At 70.8% G+C, this 14,773-nt stretch carries 11 protein-coding genes, 1 tRNA gene and 1 pseudogene; 5 read left to right on the plus strand and 8 right to left on the minus strand.

Translation table 11 applies throughout. From position 1 onward, the window contains the following. Window positions 1–50: 50 nt before the first annotated feature. Window positions 51–512: a RidA family protein gene (locus FM112_RS13925; RefSeq protein ID WP_087008641.1), complete on the minus strand. Its 462-nt coding sequence runs from the start codon at window positions 510–512 to the stop codon at window positions 51–53. Continuing rightward, window positions 509–676, minus strand: coding sequence for a DUF4177 domain-containing protein (locus FM112_RS16960; protein WP_140400704.1), 168 nt, complete (start codon window positions 674–676; stop codon window positions 509–511). The genes FM112_RS13925 and FM112_RS16960 overlap by 4 nt, the downstream gene beginning before the upstream one ends. A gap of 110 nt (window positions 677–786) precedes the next feature. On the opposite strand from FM112_RS16960, the gene FM112_RS13930 reads away from it, so the two are divergent. The 4 genes from FM112_RS13930 (at window position 787) to FM112_RS13945 (ending at window position 5,978) form a co-directional block, all read left to right on the plus strand. Then, on the plus strand, window positions 787–3,297 hold the full coding sequence (locus tag FM112_RS13930; RefSeq protein WP_087008643.1) for a transglycosylase domain-containing protein: 2,511 nt from the start codon (window positions 787–789) through the stop codon (window positions 3,295–3,297). 148 nt (window positions 3,298–3,445) lie between these two features. Then, window positions 3,446–4,222, plus strand: a complete 777-nt coding sequence (locus tag FM112_RS13935; protein ID WP_254910508.1) for a metallophosphoesterase — start codon at window positions 3,446–3,448, stop codon at window positions 4,220–4,222. A 99-nt stretch (window positions 4,223–4,321) separates the two neighbouring features. Next, window positions 4,322–4,395, plus strand: a tRNA-Pro gene (locus FM112_RS13940). Window positions 4,396–4,547: 152 nt separating this feature from the next. Beyond that, complete coding sequence (locus FM112_RS13945; protein ID WP_087008645.1) at window positions 4,548–5,978, plus strand: DEAD/DEAH box helicase; 1,431 nt, start codon at window positions 4,548–4,550, stop codon at window positions 5,976–5,978. A 713-nt stretch (window positions 5,979–6,691) separates the two neighbouring features. Here FM112_RS13945 and FM112_RS13950 read toward each other — a convergent pair. Continuing rightward, window positions 6,692–7,288, minus strand: a complete 597-nt coding sequence (locus tag FM112_RS13950; RefSeq protein WP_087008647.1) for a thymidine kinase — start codon at window positions 7,286–7,288, stop codon at window positions 6,692–6,694. Window positions 7,289–7,439: 151 nt separating this feature from the next. Here FM112_RS13950 and FM112_RS13955 point away from each other — a divergent pair, with 151 nt between their 5' ends. Then, a complete protein-coding gene (locus tag FM112_RS13955) occupies window positions 7,440–8,411 on the plus strand; it encodes an NADP-dependent oxidoreductase (RefSeq protein ID WP_217874600.1) in 972 nt (323 codons plus the stop codon). A gap of 38 nt (window positions 8,412–8,449) precedes the next feature. On the opposite strand, the gene udk is transcribed toward FM112_RS13955, so the two are convergent. The 5 genes and pseudogenes from udk to FM112_RS13980 form a co-directional block, all read right to left on the minus strand. Beyond that, the gene (udk, locus tag FM112_RS13960) at window positions 8,450–9,082 is read right to left on the minus strand and encodes a uridine kinase (protein ID WP_087008649.1); all 633 of its coding nucleotides are present in this window, start codon (window positions 9,080–9,082) and stop codon (window positions 8,450–8,452) included. A gap of 4 nt (window positions 9,083–9,086) precedes the next feature. Then, window positions 9,087–10,580, minus strand: a complete 1,494-nt coding sequence (mqo, locus tag FM112_RS13965) for a malate dehydrogenase (quinone) (protein ID WP_254910510.1) — start codon at window positions 10,578–10,580, stop codon at window positions 9,087–9,089. Between the two features lie 152 nt (window positions 10,581–10,732). After that, entirely contained in the window at window positions 10,733–11,884 is a 1,152-nt protein-coding gene (locus FM112_RS13970) for a glycerate kinase (RefSeq protein ID WP_087008653.1), read from the minus strand. Window positions 11,885–11,901: 17 nt separating this feature from the next. After that, entirely contained in the window at window positions 11,902–13,731 is a 1,830-nt protein-coding gene (gene gcl, locus FM112_RS13975) for a glyoxylate carboligase (RefSeq protein ID WP_087008655.1), read from the minus strand. Between the two features lie 133 nt (window positions 13,732–13,864). Beyond that, window positions 13,865–14,761: pseudogene (locus FM112_RS13980) on the minus strand (2-hydroxy-3-oxopropionate reductase); the annotation flags it as partial. Window positions 14,762–14,773 lie beyond the last annotated feature (12 nt).

Below are 14,773 nucleotides of genomic sequence, written 5' to 3' on the forward strand. Positions count from 1 at the left end.
GTGATGGCGACGAGCCGGGGTCCCGGCCCGTCGCCATCGCGGAGCAGGTTCTACTCGTACGCGACGACGACCTCGAGCTCGACGGGCGAGTCGAGCGGCAGCACCGCGACCCCCACCGCCGAGCGGACGTGCGTGCCCGCCTCGCCGAAGACCTCGCCGAGCAGCTCGGAGGCGCCGTTGGCCACCTGCGGCTGCTGGGTGAACGAGGGGTCGGAGGCGACGAACACCGTGACCTTGAGCACGCGCGTGACGCGGTCGAGATCGCCGAGCTCCTGCTTGATCGCCGCGAGGGCGTTGAGCGTCGCGATGGCGGCGAACTCCTGCGCCTGCTCGAGCGGCACCTCGGCGCCCACCTTGCCCGTCGCGGGCAGCGCGCCCTCGACGAAGGGCAGCTGGCCCGACGTGTGCACGAGGCCGTCGTGCCCGGCGGCCGGCACGTAGACCCCGGCCGGGGCGGCCACGGGCGGCAGGCTCAGGCTCAGCTCGCCGAGCCGGGTCTCGGTGCGGCTCATGCGCCGGCCTCCTCGGCAAGCGGGCGCTTCATGTACGCGACCGTGCCGCCCTGCTCGTTGGTGACGATCTGCACGAGCTCCCAGCCCTGCTTGCCCCAGTTGTTGAGGATCGCGCCGGGGGTGTGCAGCGGCAACGGCGTGATGAAGTACTCCCATTTCTGCATGCGGCAGCCTTTCGTTTTGTGCGGTCACCGGCCCATTCGCGTGTGCTACCAGCGAACCAAAGACTGGGAATCGGTGCCCGAATCGACGTTTTCGATTTACCCTAGTTCCTATGCCTACGAACTCCTCGACTGCGCCCAAGCGGAATGTGCTGGCCACCGTGCTGGGCATGCTGGGTATGAGCGGTATCGCCGGGATCCTCGTCGCAGCGCTGATCACGCCCGTGATCGCGGTGGCGGGCGTCGCGGCGAATTCGACGATCACCCTCTTCGAGTCCCTGCCGACGTACCTCCAGATCCAGCCGCTGCAGCAGAAGACCGAACTGTACGGGCAGCGGGACGGGGAACGCGAGAAGATCGCCGAGTTCTACCTCCAGAACCGCGTCGAGGTCTCCCTCGACGACATCTCGCCCTACGTCGCCGACGCCGCGATCTCCACGGAGGACCCGCGCTTCTACGAGCACGGCGGCGTGGACGTCGTCTCGGCCGTCCGCGCGGCGCTGGTCGGCCTCATCGGCGACGGCGGCGGCGCGTCGACCATCACGATGCAGTACGTCCGCAACCAGCGCGTCCAGGCGGCCGAGGCGATCCTCGACCCGGTCGAGCGGCAGCAGGCGTACGAGGAGGCCACGGTCGAGACGATCGGTCGAAAGCTGCAGGAGATGCGGCTCGCGATCGGCGTCGAGCAGCAGTACTCGAAGGAGCAGATCCTCGAGGGCTACCTGAACATCGCGCTCTTCGGCGGCACCACCTACGGCATCGAGTCGGCCTCGCAGTACTACTTCAGCAAGCCGGCCGCCGACCTCACCCTCGCGGAATCGGCCACGCTCGTGGGCATGGTGCAGAACCCGAACGCCTTCCGCATCGACGACGAGAGCAACCTCGAGGCGAGCACGATGCGCCGCGACTATGTGCTCTACCGGATGCACGACGAGGGCGCGATCACCACGGAGGAGTACGAGGAGGCCAAGAACACGCCGATCGAGCCGAAGATCACGCAGCCCGAGCACGGCTGCATGAACGCGGAGGAGAACTCGCAGTTCTTCTGCGACTACGTGCAGAAGGTCATGCTCAACGACCCGACCTTCGGCTCGACCTACGAGGAGCGGCTGTTCAACTTCCGCACCAAGGGCTACCAGATCGACACCACGATCGACCTCGACCTGCAGGCCTCGCTCACCGAGACCATCAACAACACCGTGCCGCACTCGGTGGAGGGCATCGACATCGGCGCCGCCGCCTCGGTGGTCCAGCCGGGCACGGGCCACATCCTCGCGATGCAGCAGAACAAGGACTTCGACGAGACCGAGGCCGCGGCCGATGATCCGACGAAGACCTCGGTGAACTACAACACCGACTACGACTACGGCGGATCCGTCGGCTTCCAGGTGGGTTCGACGTACAAGATCTTCACCCTCGCGAACTGGCTGCAATCCGGCCATTCCCTGCGCGAGCAGATCAACGCCCAGAAGCGGCCGTTCAACCAGGCCAACTTCGCCGACTCGTGCAACGGGCCGTGGGGCGGCACCTGGGACATCCAGAACTACGGCGACGCGAGATACAACTCGGTGGATGCCGTGACCGCCACGCGCGACTCGATCAACACGGCGTACGCCGCCATGGGCGAGCAGCTCGACCAGTGCGTCACGGCCGATATCGCCGAGTCGCTGGGCGCGCACGAGGCGCAGGGCAACCCGATGAACACGATGCCCTCGGCCATCCTCGGCGCGAACAACATCGCCCCGCTGTCGATGGCCACGGCCGTCGCCGCGATCGCGAACGAGGGCGTGAGCTGCTCGCCGATCGCGATCTCCAAGATCACGATGCGCGACGGCACCGAGGTGGCGCCGCCCGAGAGCAACTGCCAGGAGGCGGTGTCCCCCGATGTCGCGAACGGCGTCGCCTACGCGATGGCGTCGGTGACCAGCGGCGGTACGGGCGCGGCCTCGAACCCGGGTCTCGGGCCGCTGATCGGCAAGACCGGTACCGAGTCGGGCGACAAGCACACCTGGATGATCGCGGCCACCACCGGCGTCGCCTCCGCGGTGTGGGTCGGCAACGTCACCGGCGATGCCTCGATGCTGCACTCGGGCTACAACAACGCCCGGCACGGCATCACCAACGGGCTCATGTCCGCCGCGATCCCCGAGTACGGCGCGGATTCGTTCCCCGATCCATCCGCCGAGTCGATGCGCGTCGAGAACGTGATGGTGCCCGATGTGCGCGGCATGTCGGTCACCGAGGCCACCTCGACCCTCGAGGCCGCGGGCTTCGTGGTCGCCGTCGGCGACGAGGTCAAGTCGGATGAGAAGGCCGGCACGGTGGGCCGCACCAACCCGTCCTCGAACACGAGCGTGCCGAAGGGCTCGACCGTCACCATCCGTCCTTCCGACGGCAAGGGCGACGGCGGCGACGAAGACGATGATCGCGAGGGCATCCCCATGCCCGACATCAAGGGCATGTCCAAGGACGAGGCGGTCAGCGCCCTGAGCGACGCCGGCCTCGGCGATATCGGTGCCACCTTCCAGTGGCGCGGCCCCGAGGGCGGCACCGTCAAGAGCACGACGCCGGGGGCGGGCTCGAACGTCGCTCCCGACTCGACCGTCAGGATCCAAGCTGAATAAGCACCTTCGCACCGCGCTGATCGGGGCCGCCGGCATCACTGCCGGCGGCCTCGCCGCCTTCGGCTGGGCGGCGGGCGTCGAACGCCGCCGCTTCCGGCTCGTCACCCACGAGCTCCGCATCCTGCCGCCCGGGAGCCGTCCCGTCGACGTGCTGCAGCTCGCCGACTTCCACCTCGCCCCCGGGCAGCGCAAGAAGCGGCGCTTCGTCCAGTCGCTGGCCGGGCTAGAGCCCGACCTCGTCATCGCGACGGGCGACAACCTCGGGCACCGGGATGCGATCCCCGACCTCGCCGAGATGCTCGAGCCCTTCCGCGGCGTACCCGCGCTGTCGGTGTTCGGCTCCAACGACTACTTCGGCCCCGTGCTGAAGAACCCCCTCACCTACCTGCTGCCGAACCGGCCGCACACGAGGCGGGAGCGCGACCTCGACGAGCTCGCGCTGCGGATGACGCTCTTCGACGGGCTCGGCTGGATCGACCTCACCAACTCGGCGGCCATCGTCGAGGCAGGCGGGCTCCGCATCCGCGCGATCGGGGTCGACGACCCGCACATCGAGGCGGACCGGCTCGGCCAGGCCCTCGCCTCGCTCGAGGAGGTCTCCGCGCACGGCGAGTGGGACGTGACGCTCGGGCTCGTGCACGCGCCGTACCGGCGCATCCTCGACCCGTTCGTGGCCGAGGCGGGCGTGGATGCGATCTTCTCGGGCCACACGCACGGCGGGCAGGTCTGTCTGCCCGGGGGACGCGCGCTCGTCGCGAACTGTGATCTGCCGCTCGACCAGGTCGGCGGCCTCTCCTCGTGGGAGGCCGGGGGCCGCGCCGCGCCGCTGCACGTCTCGCGCGGGCTCGGCACCTCCATCTACGCCCCGGTGCGGCTCTTCTGCCCGCCCGAGGCGAATCTGCTGCGGCTGCTGCCCGCCGAGTAGCGCGCGAGCCCGCGCCCCGCGCCGCCGTCCGCGAACGCGTCGGAGGTGCGGCGCATCTCGAAGTGCGCTATTATCGTTGAGTTGTCGATTCGACGACATCGGGATGTGGCGCAGCTTGGTAGCGCGCCTCGTTCGGGACGAGGAGGTCGCAGGTTCAAATCCTGTCATCCCGACGAATGGATCAGCCCGGACTCTCCATCGAGAGTCCGGGCTGTTCCCGTTTGCCGGATTCAGCGCCGTGCGATTCGCACGCTCCTCAGTCGGAAACCGCCCCAATGCACGGTCCGACCGCGCGATCCGAGCACCCCCATATCGAAAGGTTTTCATGTCCACTGCATTCGCCGACCTCGGAGTTCCGTCGTCGCTCGTAGCCGTCCTCGACGCCGCCGACCGGCACGAGGCATTCCCCATCCAGCAGGCCACCCTGCCCAGCACCCTCGCGGGCAAGGACGTCCTCGGCCGCGGCAAGACCGGCTCGGGCAAGACGCTCGCGTTCTCGATCCCGCTCGTGGTGCGCGTCGCCGAGCTGACCCGCGGCGCGCGCCGCCCCGGCCGCCGCCCCACCGGCCTCGTGCTGCTGCCCACCCGCGAGCTCGCGACCCAGGTCGCGGCCGTCATCGGCCCCCTCGCGGCCGCCGAGGGCCTCACCGTGACCACCATCTTCGGCGGGGTCAAGCAGGGCCCGCAGGAGACCGCCCTGCGCAAGGGCGTCGACATCGTCGTGGCCTGCCCCGGCCGGCTCGACGACCTCATGAAGCAGGGCGTCGTCGACCTCGGCGACGTGAGCGTCACGGTGCTCGACGAGGCCGACCATATGGCCGACCTCGGCTTCCTGCCCGTCGTCACCCGCATCCTCAACGCGACCCCGAAGGGCCGGCAGCGGATGCTCTTCTCCGCCACGCTCGACAACGGCGTGGACAAGCTCGTGAAGCGCTTCCTGCACGAGCCGCTGCTGCACTCGGTCGACGAGGCCAACTCCCCCGTCGCCGCGATGACCCACCACCTCTACGAGGTCGAGGGCACCGCCGAGAAGACCAAGCTCATCCGCAAGCTCGCGAGCGGGCTCGGCAAGCGCATCCTCTTCACCCGCACCAAGCACCAGGCGAAGAAGCTCGCCAAGCAGCTCACCGCCGCCGGCATCCCCGCCGTGGACCTCCACGGCAACCTGTCGCAGAACGCGCGCGACCGCAACCTCGCGGCGTTCTCGAGCAACGAGGTGCGCGTACTCGTGGCCACGGACGTGGCCGCCCGCGGCGTGCACGTGGATGCGATCGAGCTGGTCGTGCACGTCGACCCGCCCGCGGAGCACAAGGCCTACCTGCACCGTTCCGGCCGCACGGCCCGCGCCGGCGCCGAGGGCGACGTGGTGACCATCATGCTGCCCGAGCAGCGCCGCGACACCATGCAGCTGCTGCGCCGCGCGCAGATCTCGGTGCAGCCGCGCCAGGCGCACGCCGAGTCGCCGTTCGTGAACGAGCTCGTGGGCGAGACCGCCCCGCACGTGGCCCCGGTCCCCGGCGGCCCCGGCGCGGGCAATGCTCCCGTGGCCCAGCCCTCGGGCAGCTCGAACGGCGCCAACGCCCGCCGCAAGCGGGCGGCCCGCGCCGCCCGCCAGGGCCAGGCCGGCGGCCGTCAGCCCCAGGGCCAGGGCAGCGGTCAGCCCGCCTCGCAGCAGTCGCGCGGCTCGCGCGGCGGCCGCGGTCGCGGCGGTCAGCGCTCCGGCCAGCCCCAGGGCGGCCAGCAGCGCTCGCGCTGACGCCCGCCCGTCCTCGCGCCCCTCGTCTCCGTCCGCGGAGTCGAGGGGCGCGTCGCGTTCGGGGCGGCGCCGCTCGCGAGTCGCCATCCCGGGCGATATCTCCTTCGCATTCCCCACGGCCGGCGCCGGGGCTATGAGGGAGCCGCCGCGTCCCCGGCCGGATGTGAGGCAAACGTCTCCCACTCCCGCGGATGCGAGGGAAACGTCTCGCGCCTCAAGCCGGATGTGAGGCAAACGCCCCACGCCTCCGCCGATGTGAGACAAATGCTCCACGCCTCCGCCGATGTGAGACAAACGCCCCGCACTCCCGCGGATGCGAGGGAAACGCACACTATCCGCCCCGCAAACCCCGCATACACCTCACATCCGCATAACCCTCACATCCGCACGAGGCTCATATTCGCACGAGGCTCACGTCCGCAGGCAAGGTGTCAACGCCACACGATCAGTGCCCGTGAAACCGCCCTTTCATTCCCCGGGGTGGCACCGCGGATGCGAGGCAAATGCCGCCTGCATCTGCGGATATTAGAGAAACGTCTCCTGCCGCACCGGATATGAGGGAAACACCCCGCACTCCCGCGGATGCGAGGGAAACGCACACTATCCGCCCCGCAAACCCCGCATACGCCTCACATCCGCATAACCCTCACATCCGCACGAGCCTCGCATCCGGACAGGCCGCACCTCCGCGAGCAGGGGGCGACGCCGTCGGGCTACACGTCGCTCGCGAGGCGCCCACCGGACTCCCTCAGGTAGCACTGGCCGCACAGCGACTCGTAACCCACGGCCTCGCCGTCGATCGCGACCTGGGCGCCGTCGAAGATGAAGCGCCCGCCGACCATCCGGCCGTTGAGCACCGCCTTGCGGCCGCAGCGGCAGATGGTCTTGAGCTCCTCGATGGAGTGCGCGATCTCGAGCAGGCGCCGCGATCCGGGGAACGCGACGGTCTGGAAGTCGGTGCGGATGCCGTAGCAGAGCACCGGGATGCCGTCGAGCACGGCGACGCGGAAGAGCTCGTCCACCTGCGCGGCCGAGAGGAACTGCGCCTCGTCCACGAGCAGGCACGACACGGGACGGTCGCCCACGAGTGCGTGGAACTGCTCCCGCGGCCGATCCCGCTCGTCGATGAGGAAGTCGACCCGCCGGTCCATGCCCAGGCGGGAGAAGATCGAGTCGGCGCCCTTGGTGTCGATCACCGGCTTCGCGAGCAGCACGCGGTGGCCCCGCTCCTCGTAGTTGAAGGCGGTCTGGAGCAGCACGGTCGACTTGCCCGAGTTCATCGCGCCGTACCGGAAATACAGCTTCGCCACGAGGGTCCTTTCGCGAGGATCGGCGCTCGGCCGGTCAAGAGGTGCACAGGTCGCCCTGCCATCCTGGCAGGGGTGCCGTGGGCGCCGGAGCGTTTCCGCGACGCTCCATCGTAGAGAGATCCGAGCCGTCCCGACGAATCCGAGGAGTGCGATGACGACGAACCAGACCGGAGACGAACGACCGCGGATGCTGGCGATCCGCCAGGAGCGATTCGGCGGCCCCGAGGTGCTGCAGCCGATCGAGGTGCCGCGCCCGGAGCCGGGCCTCGGCGAGATTCTCGTGCGCGTCCACGCCGCGGGCGTGAACCCCACCGATTGGAAGCACCGCGCCTCGCGCCTGTTCCTGGGCGAGCCGCCCTACGTGCTCGGCTGGGACGTCTCGGGCGTGGTGGAGCGGGTCGGTCTCGGCGTGACCATCTGGAAGCCCGGCGACGAGGTCTTCGGCATGCTGCCCTATCCGCACGGGGCGGGCTCGCACGCCGAATACGTCGTCGGGCCCGCCCGCGCCTTCGCATCCAAGCCGCTCGGCATCGATCACGTCCAGGCCGGCGCGCTCCCCCTCGCGGCGCTCACCGCGTGGCAGGCGCTCGTCGACACCGCCGGCCTCGAGGCGGGCCAGCGGGTGCTCGTCCACGCAGCCGCGGGCGGGGTCGGCCACCTCGCCGTGCAGATCGCGAAGGCCCGCGGCGCGCACGTCATCGGCACCGCGAGCGCTCCGAAGCACGAGTTCGTGCGGGGGCTCGGCGCCGACGAGATGATCGACTACCGCTCGACCGACTTCGCCGAGGCGGTGCGCGACGCGGACGTCGTGTTCGACACGATCGGCGGCGACTACCAGCTGCGCTCGCTGCGCGCGCTCCGCCCCGGCGGGGTGCTCGTCTCGACCCTGCCGGTGCCCGCCGAGGGTCTGCACGAGGAGGCGGAGCGCGCGGGAGTGCGCGCGGAGCTCATCCTCGTCGAGGCCGATCACGCCGGGATGCGGTCCATCGCCGGGCTCGTCGAGGCGGGCCGGCTGCGCGCGACCATCGCGGACACCTATCCGCTCGCCGAGGCCGCCCACGCCCACGAGGCGGGCGAGACCGGCCGCACCACGGGCAAGCTCGTGCTCGTCGTCCGCGACTGACGGAGAGCCGCCGGACGGCCGGGCCTCGCGCGGCCCGGTCAGTCCCGCGCGGCGAGCTTCGCGACGTTGGCCGCGAGGCCGCCCGCGATGGTCTCGAGGGCGACGTGGTTGTAGCCGCCCTCGGGCACTATCACGTCCGCCCACAGCTTCGAGGACTCGACGTAGCGGTCGTGCATGGGCTTGACCGTCGCGAGGTACTGCGCCTCGACCGATTCGACGGTGCGCCCGCGCTCGACCACGTCGCGCTTGAGCCGGCGCAGGATGCGCACGTCGGCGTCCGTGTCGACGAAGAGCTTGAGGTCGAGCCGCTCTCGCAGCTCCTCCTCCACGAACAGGAGCACGCCCTCGACGAAGACGATGGGCGCGGGCTCGATGCGCTGCGTGCGGTCGGAGCGGTTGTGCTGCGCGTAGTCGTACACGGGTATGTCGACGGCCTCGCCCGCGCACAGCCGGTCGAGGTGCTCGACGAGCAGCGCGGTATCGAGCGACTCCGGCGCGTCGTAGTTGGTGCGGCAGCGCTCCTCGTAGGTGAGCTCGTCCTGCCTGCAGTAGTAGTCGTCGTGGAAGATCAGTGCCGCGTCGTCGCCGAAGCGGCCGGCGAGCGAGCGTGTGAGCTCGGTCTTGCCGCTCCCCGACCCGCCCGCGATGCCGACCACGAACGGCGCCGTCATCGCGCTAGTCGACTTTCCCGATGCCGAGGATCTCGGCGGTCGAGTTCTGCACCGACTTCGCGAGCGCCGGGTTGTCGTTGAGCGAGGTCCCGTACGTGGGGATGAGCTGCTTGATCTTCGGCTCCCACTCGGCGATCTTGTCGGGGAAGCACTGCTTGAACAGGTCGAGCATGATCTGCGGCGCGACCGAGGCGCCGGGGGATGCGCCGAGCAGGCCGGCGATGGAGCCGTCGCCCTTGGCGACGAGCTCGGTGCCGAGCTGCAGCGTGTAGCCCTTGCCCGCGGGGTTCTTCTTCATCACCTGCACGCGCTGGCCCGCGGTGATGAGGCGCCAGTCCTCGCGCTCGGCCTCGGGGAAGAAGCCGTAGAGCTGTTCGAACTTCTTGTCGGGCGAGGCGAGGAGCTGCCCCGCGAGGTAGCTCACGAGGTCGAGGTTTGTCGCGCCCACGCCGAGGTAGGTGGGGATGTTGTCGAAGCGCAGCGCCTTGAACATGTCGGCGAGCGAGCCCTGCTTGAGGTAGCGGGTGTTGAAGCCGGCGTAGGGGCCGAACATCAGCGACTTCTTGCCGTTCACGACGCGGGTGTCGAGGTGCGGGGTCGACATGGGGGGCGCGCCCACGGGGGGCATCGCGTACACCTTCGCCTGGTGGCGGGCGACCACCTCGGGATTGTCGGTGCGGAAGAACTCGCCCGAGATGGGGAAGCCGCCGTAGCCCTTGATCTCGTCGATGCCGGACTTCTGCAGCAGCGGGAGCGCCCCGCCGCCGGCGCCGACGAACACGAACCGGCCCTGCGTGACGTTGCGGCGGCCCTTCTCGGCGCCGGAGCGCACCTGCGTGGCGACCTGCCAGATCCCGTCGGGGCGCTGGCGCAGATCGGTGACCTCGGTGCCCAGGCGCACGACGGCGCCGCGGTCGATGGCCGACTGGATGAGCTTGCGGCTGAGCGCGCCGAAATCGACGTCCGTGCCGTGCTCGGCCCGGGTCACGGCGATCTGCTCGTCCTTGGGCCGGCCCACGACGAGCGCGGGGGCCCAGTCGAAGATCTCGGCCGGGTCGGTGCTGAACTCCATGCCGGAGAACAGCGGCTGCTCGCGCAGCAGGTCGTAGCGGCGGCGGAGGAACTCGACGTTCTCGGCGCCGTTGACGTAGGTCATGTGCGGAACGAGGTTGATGAAGTCCGACGGCGTGCTGAGGTCGCCGCGCTCGACGAGCGAGGCCCAGAACTGGCGCGACACCTGGAACTGCTCGTTGACGCTGAGCGCCTTCGAGATGTCGATCTCGCCGTTCTTCTCGGGCGTGTAGTTCAGCTCGCAGAGCGCCGAATGACCGGTGCCGGCGTTGTTCCACGGCCCGGAGGACTCCTGGGACACGTCGTCGAGCCGCTCGATGATCTTGATGGACCAGTCGGGTTCGACTTCGAGGAGCAAGGCCGCCAGCGTCGCCGACATGGCGCCGCCGCCGATGAGCACTGCATCATAAACGTTCGCGTTTGTCACATAGGTCACCCTATCGCACGGGGCGCCCTCGGCCGCGCCCGGGACCGCGCCGGATGGCCGCGGTCCCCGCTCCCGCCCCGGGCCGCCCGGCCCGGAAACGGGCGATGCGGGACGCGGGCCCTCGCCCGCGTCCCGCATCGCCGCGGAGCGGCCTATCCGTCCGCCGCCGCGGCGGTCTGCGCGAACGGCGCGGTGCGCGCGATCTCGGCGCCGATGCCCCGCAGCAGCGGCAGCGCGCCCCGGATGCTCTCCTCGGTGGATCCTGCCCGTCCGAGCACGTCGAAGCAGGCCGCGAATCCGGCCTCGCGCCACTGCCGCTCCTCGAGCAGCGAGCGGCCGCAGGCCACCACCGCGGGCACGCCACGGCGCTTCGCCGCGGCGAGCACGCCCATCGGGGTCTTGCCGCCGAGCGACTGCTCGTCGAAGCTGCCCTCGCCGGTGATCACGAGCTCGGCGTCCTCGAGCAGGGCGTCGAGCCCCACGAGTTCCGCCACGAGCTCGGCACCCGGCCGGGCGGACGCCTCGAGCGCGGTGAGGGCGGCGAAGCCCACCCCGCCCGCGGCGCCCGCGCCGGGCCGGTTGCCGAAGTTCTTGGGCCGGTCCAGGGCGGTGCACAGCAGCTCGGCCCAGCGGGCGAGCGCCTGGTCGACCTGCTCGACCTCGCGCGGCGCCAGCCCCTTCTGCGGGCCGAACACCGCCGCGGCGCCGCGCGGCCCGCACAGCGGGTTGTCCACGTCGCTCGCGAGGGTGAAGCGCGTGTCGCGGATGCGCGGGTCGAGCTCGGAGGCGTCCACCTCGGCGAGCCGCAGCAGGCCGAGCCCGCCCGGCCCGACCGGCTGGCCGGACGCGTCCCGCAGCCGCAGGCCGAGGGCCTCGAGCATCCCGGCGCCGCCGTCGGTCGACGCGCTGCCGCCGATGCCGAGCACGATGTGGTCGGCCCCGGCATCGAGCGCGGCGGTGATGAGCTCGCCCGTGCCGAAGGAGGTGGCGGCCGGGCCATCCCGCTCGGCCTCGGGCACGAGCTCGAGTCCGGAGGCGGTGGCCATCTCGATCACGGCCGTCCGGCCGTCCATCGCCCACCGCGCCTCGACCGGCGCGCCGAGGGGTCCGCGGACCCGGGTGGCGAGGGGCTCGTAGCCCGCGGCGATCGCCGCGTCCACGGTGCCCTCGCCCCCGTCCGCCATGGGCAGGCAGCGCACCTCCGCGCCCTCGAGCGCCTCGCGCACGCCCTCGGCCAGCGCCTCGGCGGCCTCGACCGCGCTCGCGGAGCCCTTGAACTTGTCCGGTGCGATGACGATCCTCATGCCCGCCCGAGCCTTCCCTAGGCCCCGGAGGCCACGGGCGCCGCGGCCTGCTCGCGGGAGCCGATGGGGAGGATCGCGGTGGGCGCGTCCTCGGCCGTCTCGGCGATCTCCTCGAACTCGTTCACGGCGTCGATCGAGGCGCCGGCCATCGAGATGTTCGTCACGCGCTCGAGGATGACCTCGACCACCACGGGCACGCGGTGCTCTGCGGCGAGCTCCTGCGCCTGCGCGAACGCCTCCTGCAGCTTCGAGGGGTCCTCCACGCGGATGGCCTTGCAGCCGAGGCCCTCGGCCACCTTGACGTGGTCCACGCCGTAGCCCTTGACCGTCTCGCCCTGCACCTCGAGGCTCGAGTTGATGTTCTCGAACGCGAGCGACACCTCGAAGTCCATCTCGAAGCCGCGCTGGGCCTGGCGGATGAGGCCGAGGTAGGAGTTGTTCACCACGACGTGCACGTAGGGGATCCGGTGCTGGGCGCCGACCGCGAGCTCCTCGATGAGGAACTGGAAGTCGTAGTCGCCCGAGAGCGCCACGACCGGGGTCTCGGGCTCGGCCACCGCGGCGCCGAGGGCGGCGGGCAGGGTCCAGCCGAGGGGGCCGGCCTGGCCCGCGTTGATCCAGTGGCGCGGCTTGAACACGTGGAGCATCTGCGCGCCGGCGATCTGCGAGAGGCCGATCGTCGTGACGTAGCGGGCGTCCTCGCCGAAGGCGCGGTTCATCTCCTGGTACACGCGCTGCGGCTTGATCGGCACGTTGTCGAAATTGGTCTTGCGCTGGAGACGGGCCTTGCGGTCCTGGCACTCGGCAGCCCATCCGCTGCGGTCGCGGAGCGAGCCGCTGCGCTCGCGCACGAGCTCGAGCAGGCCGCGGATGAGCTCGCCGGCGTCGGAGACGATGCCGTAGTCGGGGGCGAACACGCGGCCGATCTGGGTCGGCTCGATGTCGGCGTGGATGATGGTGCGGCCCTTGCGGTAGGTGTCCACGTCGCCGGTGTGGCGGTTGGCCCAGCGGTTGCCGATGCCGAACACGAGGTCGCTCGCGAGGAGGTTCTCGTTGCCGTAGCGGTGCGAGGTCTGCAGGCCCACCATGCCCGCGTGCAGCGGGTGGTCGTCGGGGATGATGCCCCAGCCCATGAGCGTCGGCACGACGGGGATGCCCAGCTCCTCGGCGAGGGCGCGGAAGTCCGCCTCCGCCGCGGCGTTGAGGATGCCGCCGCCGGCCACGAGGAGGGGGCGCTCGGCGCCCTCGATGAGCTCGAGCGCGCGCTCGAGCTGCGCGCGGGTCGCGGCGGGCTTCGCCACGGGCGACGGCTCGTAGCTGTCGATGTCGAACTCGATCTCGGTCTGCTGCACGTCGATCGGCAGGTCGATGAGCACCGGGCCGGGGCGGCCGGAGCGCATGAGGCGGAAGGCCTCCTGGAACACGCCCGGCACCTGGCCGGCCTCGAGCACGGTCTTCGCGAGCTTGGTCACGGGCTTCGCGATGGAGGCGATGTCCACCGCCTGGAAGTCCTCCTTGTCGAGCTTGGCGACCGGCGCCTGGCCCGTGATGCAGAGGATCGGGATCGAGTCGGCGGAGGCCGAGTAGAGGCCGGTGATCATGTCGGTGCCGGCGGGGCCGGAGGTGCCGATGCACACGCCGATGTTGCCCGGGCGGGTGCGGGTGTATCCCTCGGCCATGTGCGAGGCGCCCTCGACGTGGCGGGCGAGCACGTGCTTGATGCCGCCGTGGGCGCGCATCGCGGAGTAGAAGGGATTGATTGCGGCGCCGGGAAGGCCGAACGCCTGCGTGGCGCCCTCCTTCTCGAGGATCAGTACCGCTGCGTCGACAGCGCGCATCTTTGCCATGGGGGTGTCTCCTTGTCCTCAGGGGTTCCTGAGCTATCAGAACGATTGGGGATCGGGGCGGCGTTGCCCCGATCGGGTGATGGGGGTGGGAGCCGGCCGCGACGGGGATGTGCGCAGCCGGGCTCCGAGGGGGTCAGGCGCCGTCGCGGCCCGAGAGCTCGGTGGCGAGCTTGAACAGGCCCGAGTGGTCGAGCGCGCCGTCTCCGCGGGCGACGAGGGCCGACACGAGCTGCGCGACGGCGGAGCCGAGGGGCACCACGACGCCGGCCTCGCGGGCCGCCGAGGTGACGATGCCGAGGTCCTTGTTGTGCAGCTCGAGGCGGAAGCCGGGGTCGAAGTTGCGGTCGAGCATCTTCTGGCCCTTCTGGTCGAGCACCTTCGAGCCGGCGAGCCCGCCGCCGAGCACCTTGAGCGCGGCGTCGGTGTCCACGCCGTAGGCCTCGAGGAAGGTCACGGCCTCGGCGAGGGCCTGGATGTTCACGGCCACGATGAGCTGGTTCGCCGCCTTGACCGTCTGGCCGGCGCCCGAGGGGCCGACGTGGACGATGGTCTTGCCGACCGCGTCGAACACGGGTCCGGCCTCGGCGAAGTCCGCGGCCTCGCCGCCGACCATGATCGAGAGCACGCCGTCGATCGCGCCGGGCTCGCCGCCCGAGACGGGGGCGTCGAGGGGGCGGACGCCCGCCTCGCGGGCGTCGTCGGCGAGGCGCGCCGAGACGTCGGGGCGGATCGACGAGAAGTCGATCCACAGCGCGCCGTCCTTCGCGTTCGCGAAGACGCCCTCGGGGCCCGAGACGACGGCCTCGACGTCGGGCGAGTCCGGCACCATCGTGGCGATGACGTCGGCCTCGGCCACCGCCTCGGCGATGGCCGAGGCGCCGGTGCCGCCGGCCGAGACGAGCTCTTCGACCTTCTGCGGGCTGCGGTTGTATCCGACGACCTTGTGGCCGGCCTGGACGAGGTTCTTGGACATGGGCAGGCCCATGATCCCGAGTCCGATGAATGCGATGGTGGTCATGTCGTACCTTTCAGTCTGAAGCGT

The sequence above is a fragment of the Gulosibacter sp. 10 genome (genome assembly GCF_900163695.1).
Classification (GTDB): Bacteria; Actinomycetota; Actinomycetes; order Actinomycetales; family Microbacteriaceae; genus Gulosibacter.

What these genes read in the sequence shown, in the direction of transcription:
- FM112_RS13925 (WP_087008641.1), bottom strand. Translation starts at nt 512, where the DNA reads ATGAGCCGCACCGAGACCCGGCTCGGCGAGCTGAGCCTGAGCCTGCCG.
- FM112_RS16960 (WP_140400704.1), bottom strand. Translation starts at nt 676, where the DNA reads ATGCAGAAATGGGAGTACTTCATCACGCCGTTGCCGCTGCACACCCCC.
- FM112_RS13930 (WP_087008643.1), top strand. Translation starts at nt 787, where the DNA reads ATGCCTACGAACTCCTCGACTGCGCCCAAGCGGAATGTGCTGGCCACC.
- FM112_RS13945 (WP_087008645.1), top strand. Translation starts at nt 4,548, where the DNA reads ATGTCCACTGCATTCGCCGACCTCGGAGTTCCGTCGTCGCTCGTAGCC.
- FM112_RS13955 (WP_217874600.1), top strand. Translation starts at nt 7,440, where the DNA reads ATGACGACGAACCAGACCGGAGACGAACGACCGCGGATGCTGGCGATC.
- udk (WP_087008649.1), bottom strand. Translation starts at nt 9,082, where the DNA reads ATGACGGCGCCGTTCGTGGTCGGCATCGCGGGCGGGTCGGGGAGCGGC.
- FM112_RS13970 (WP_087008653.1), bottom strand. Translation starts at nt 11,884, where the DNA reads ATGAGGATCGTCATCGCACCGGACAAGTTCAAGGGCTCCGCGAGCGCG.
- gcl (WP_087008655.1), bottom strand. Translation starts at nt 13,731, where the DNA reads ATGGCAAAGATGCGCGCTGTCGACGCAGCGGTACTGATCCTCGAGAAG.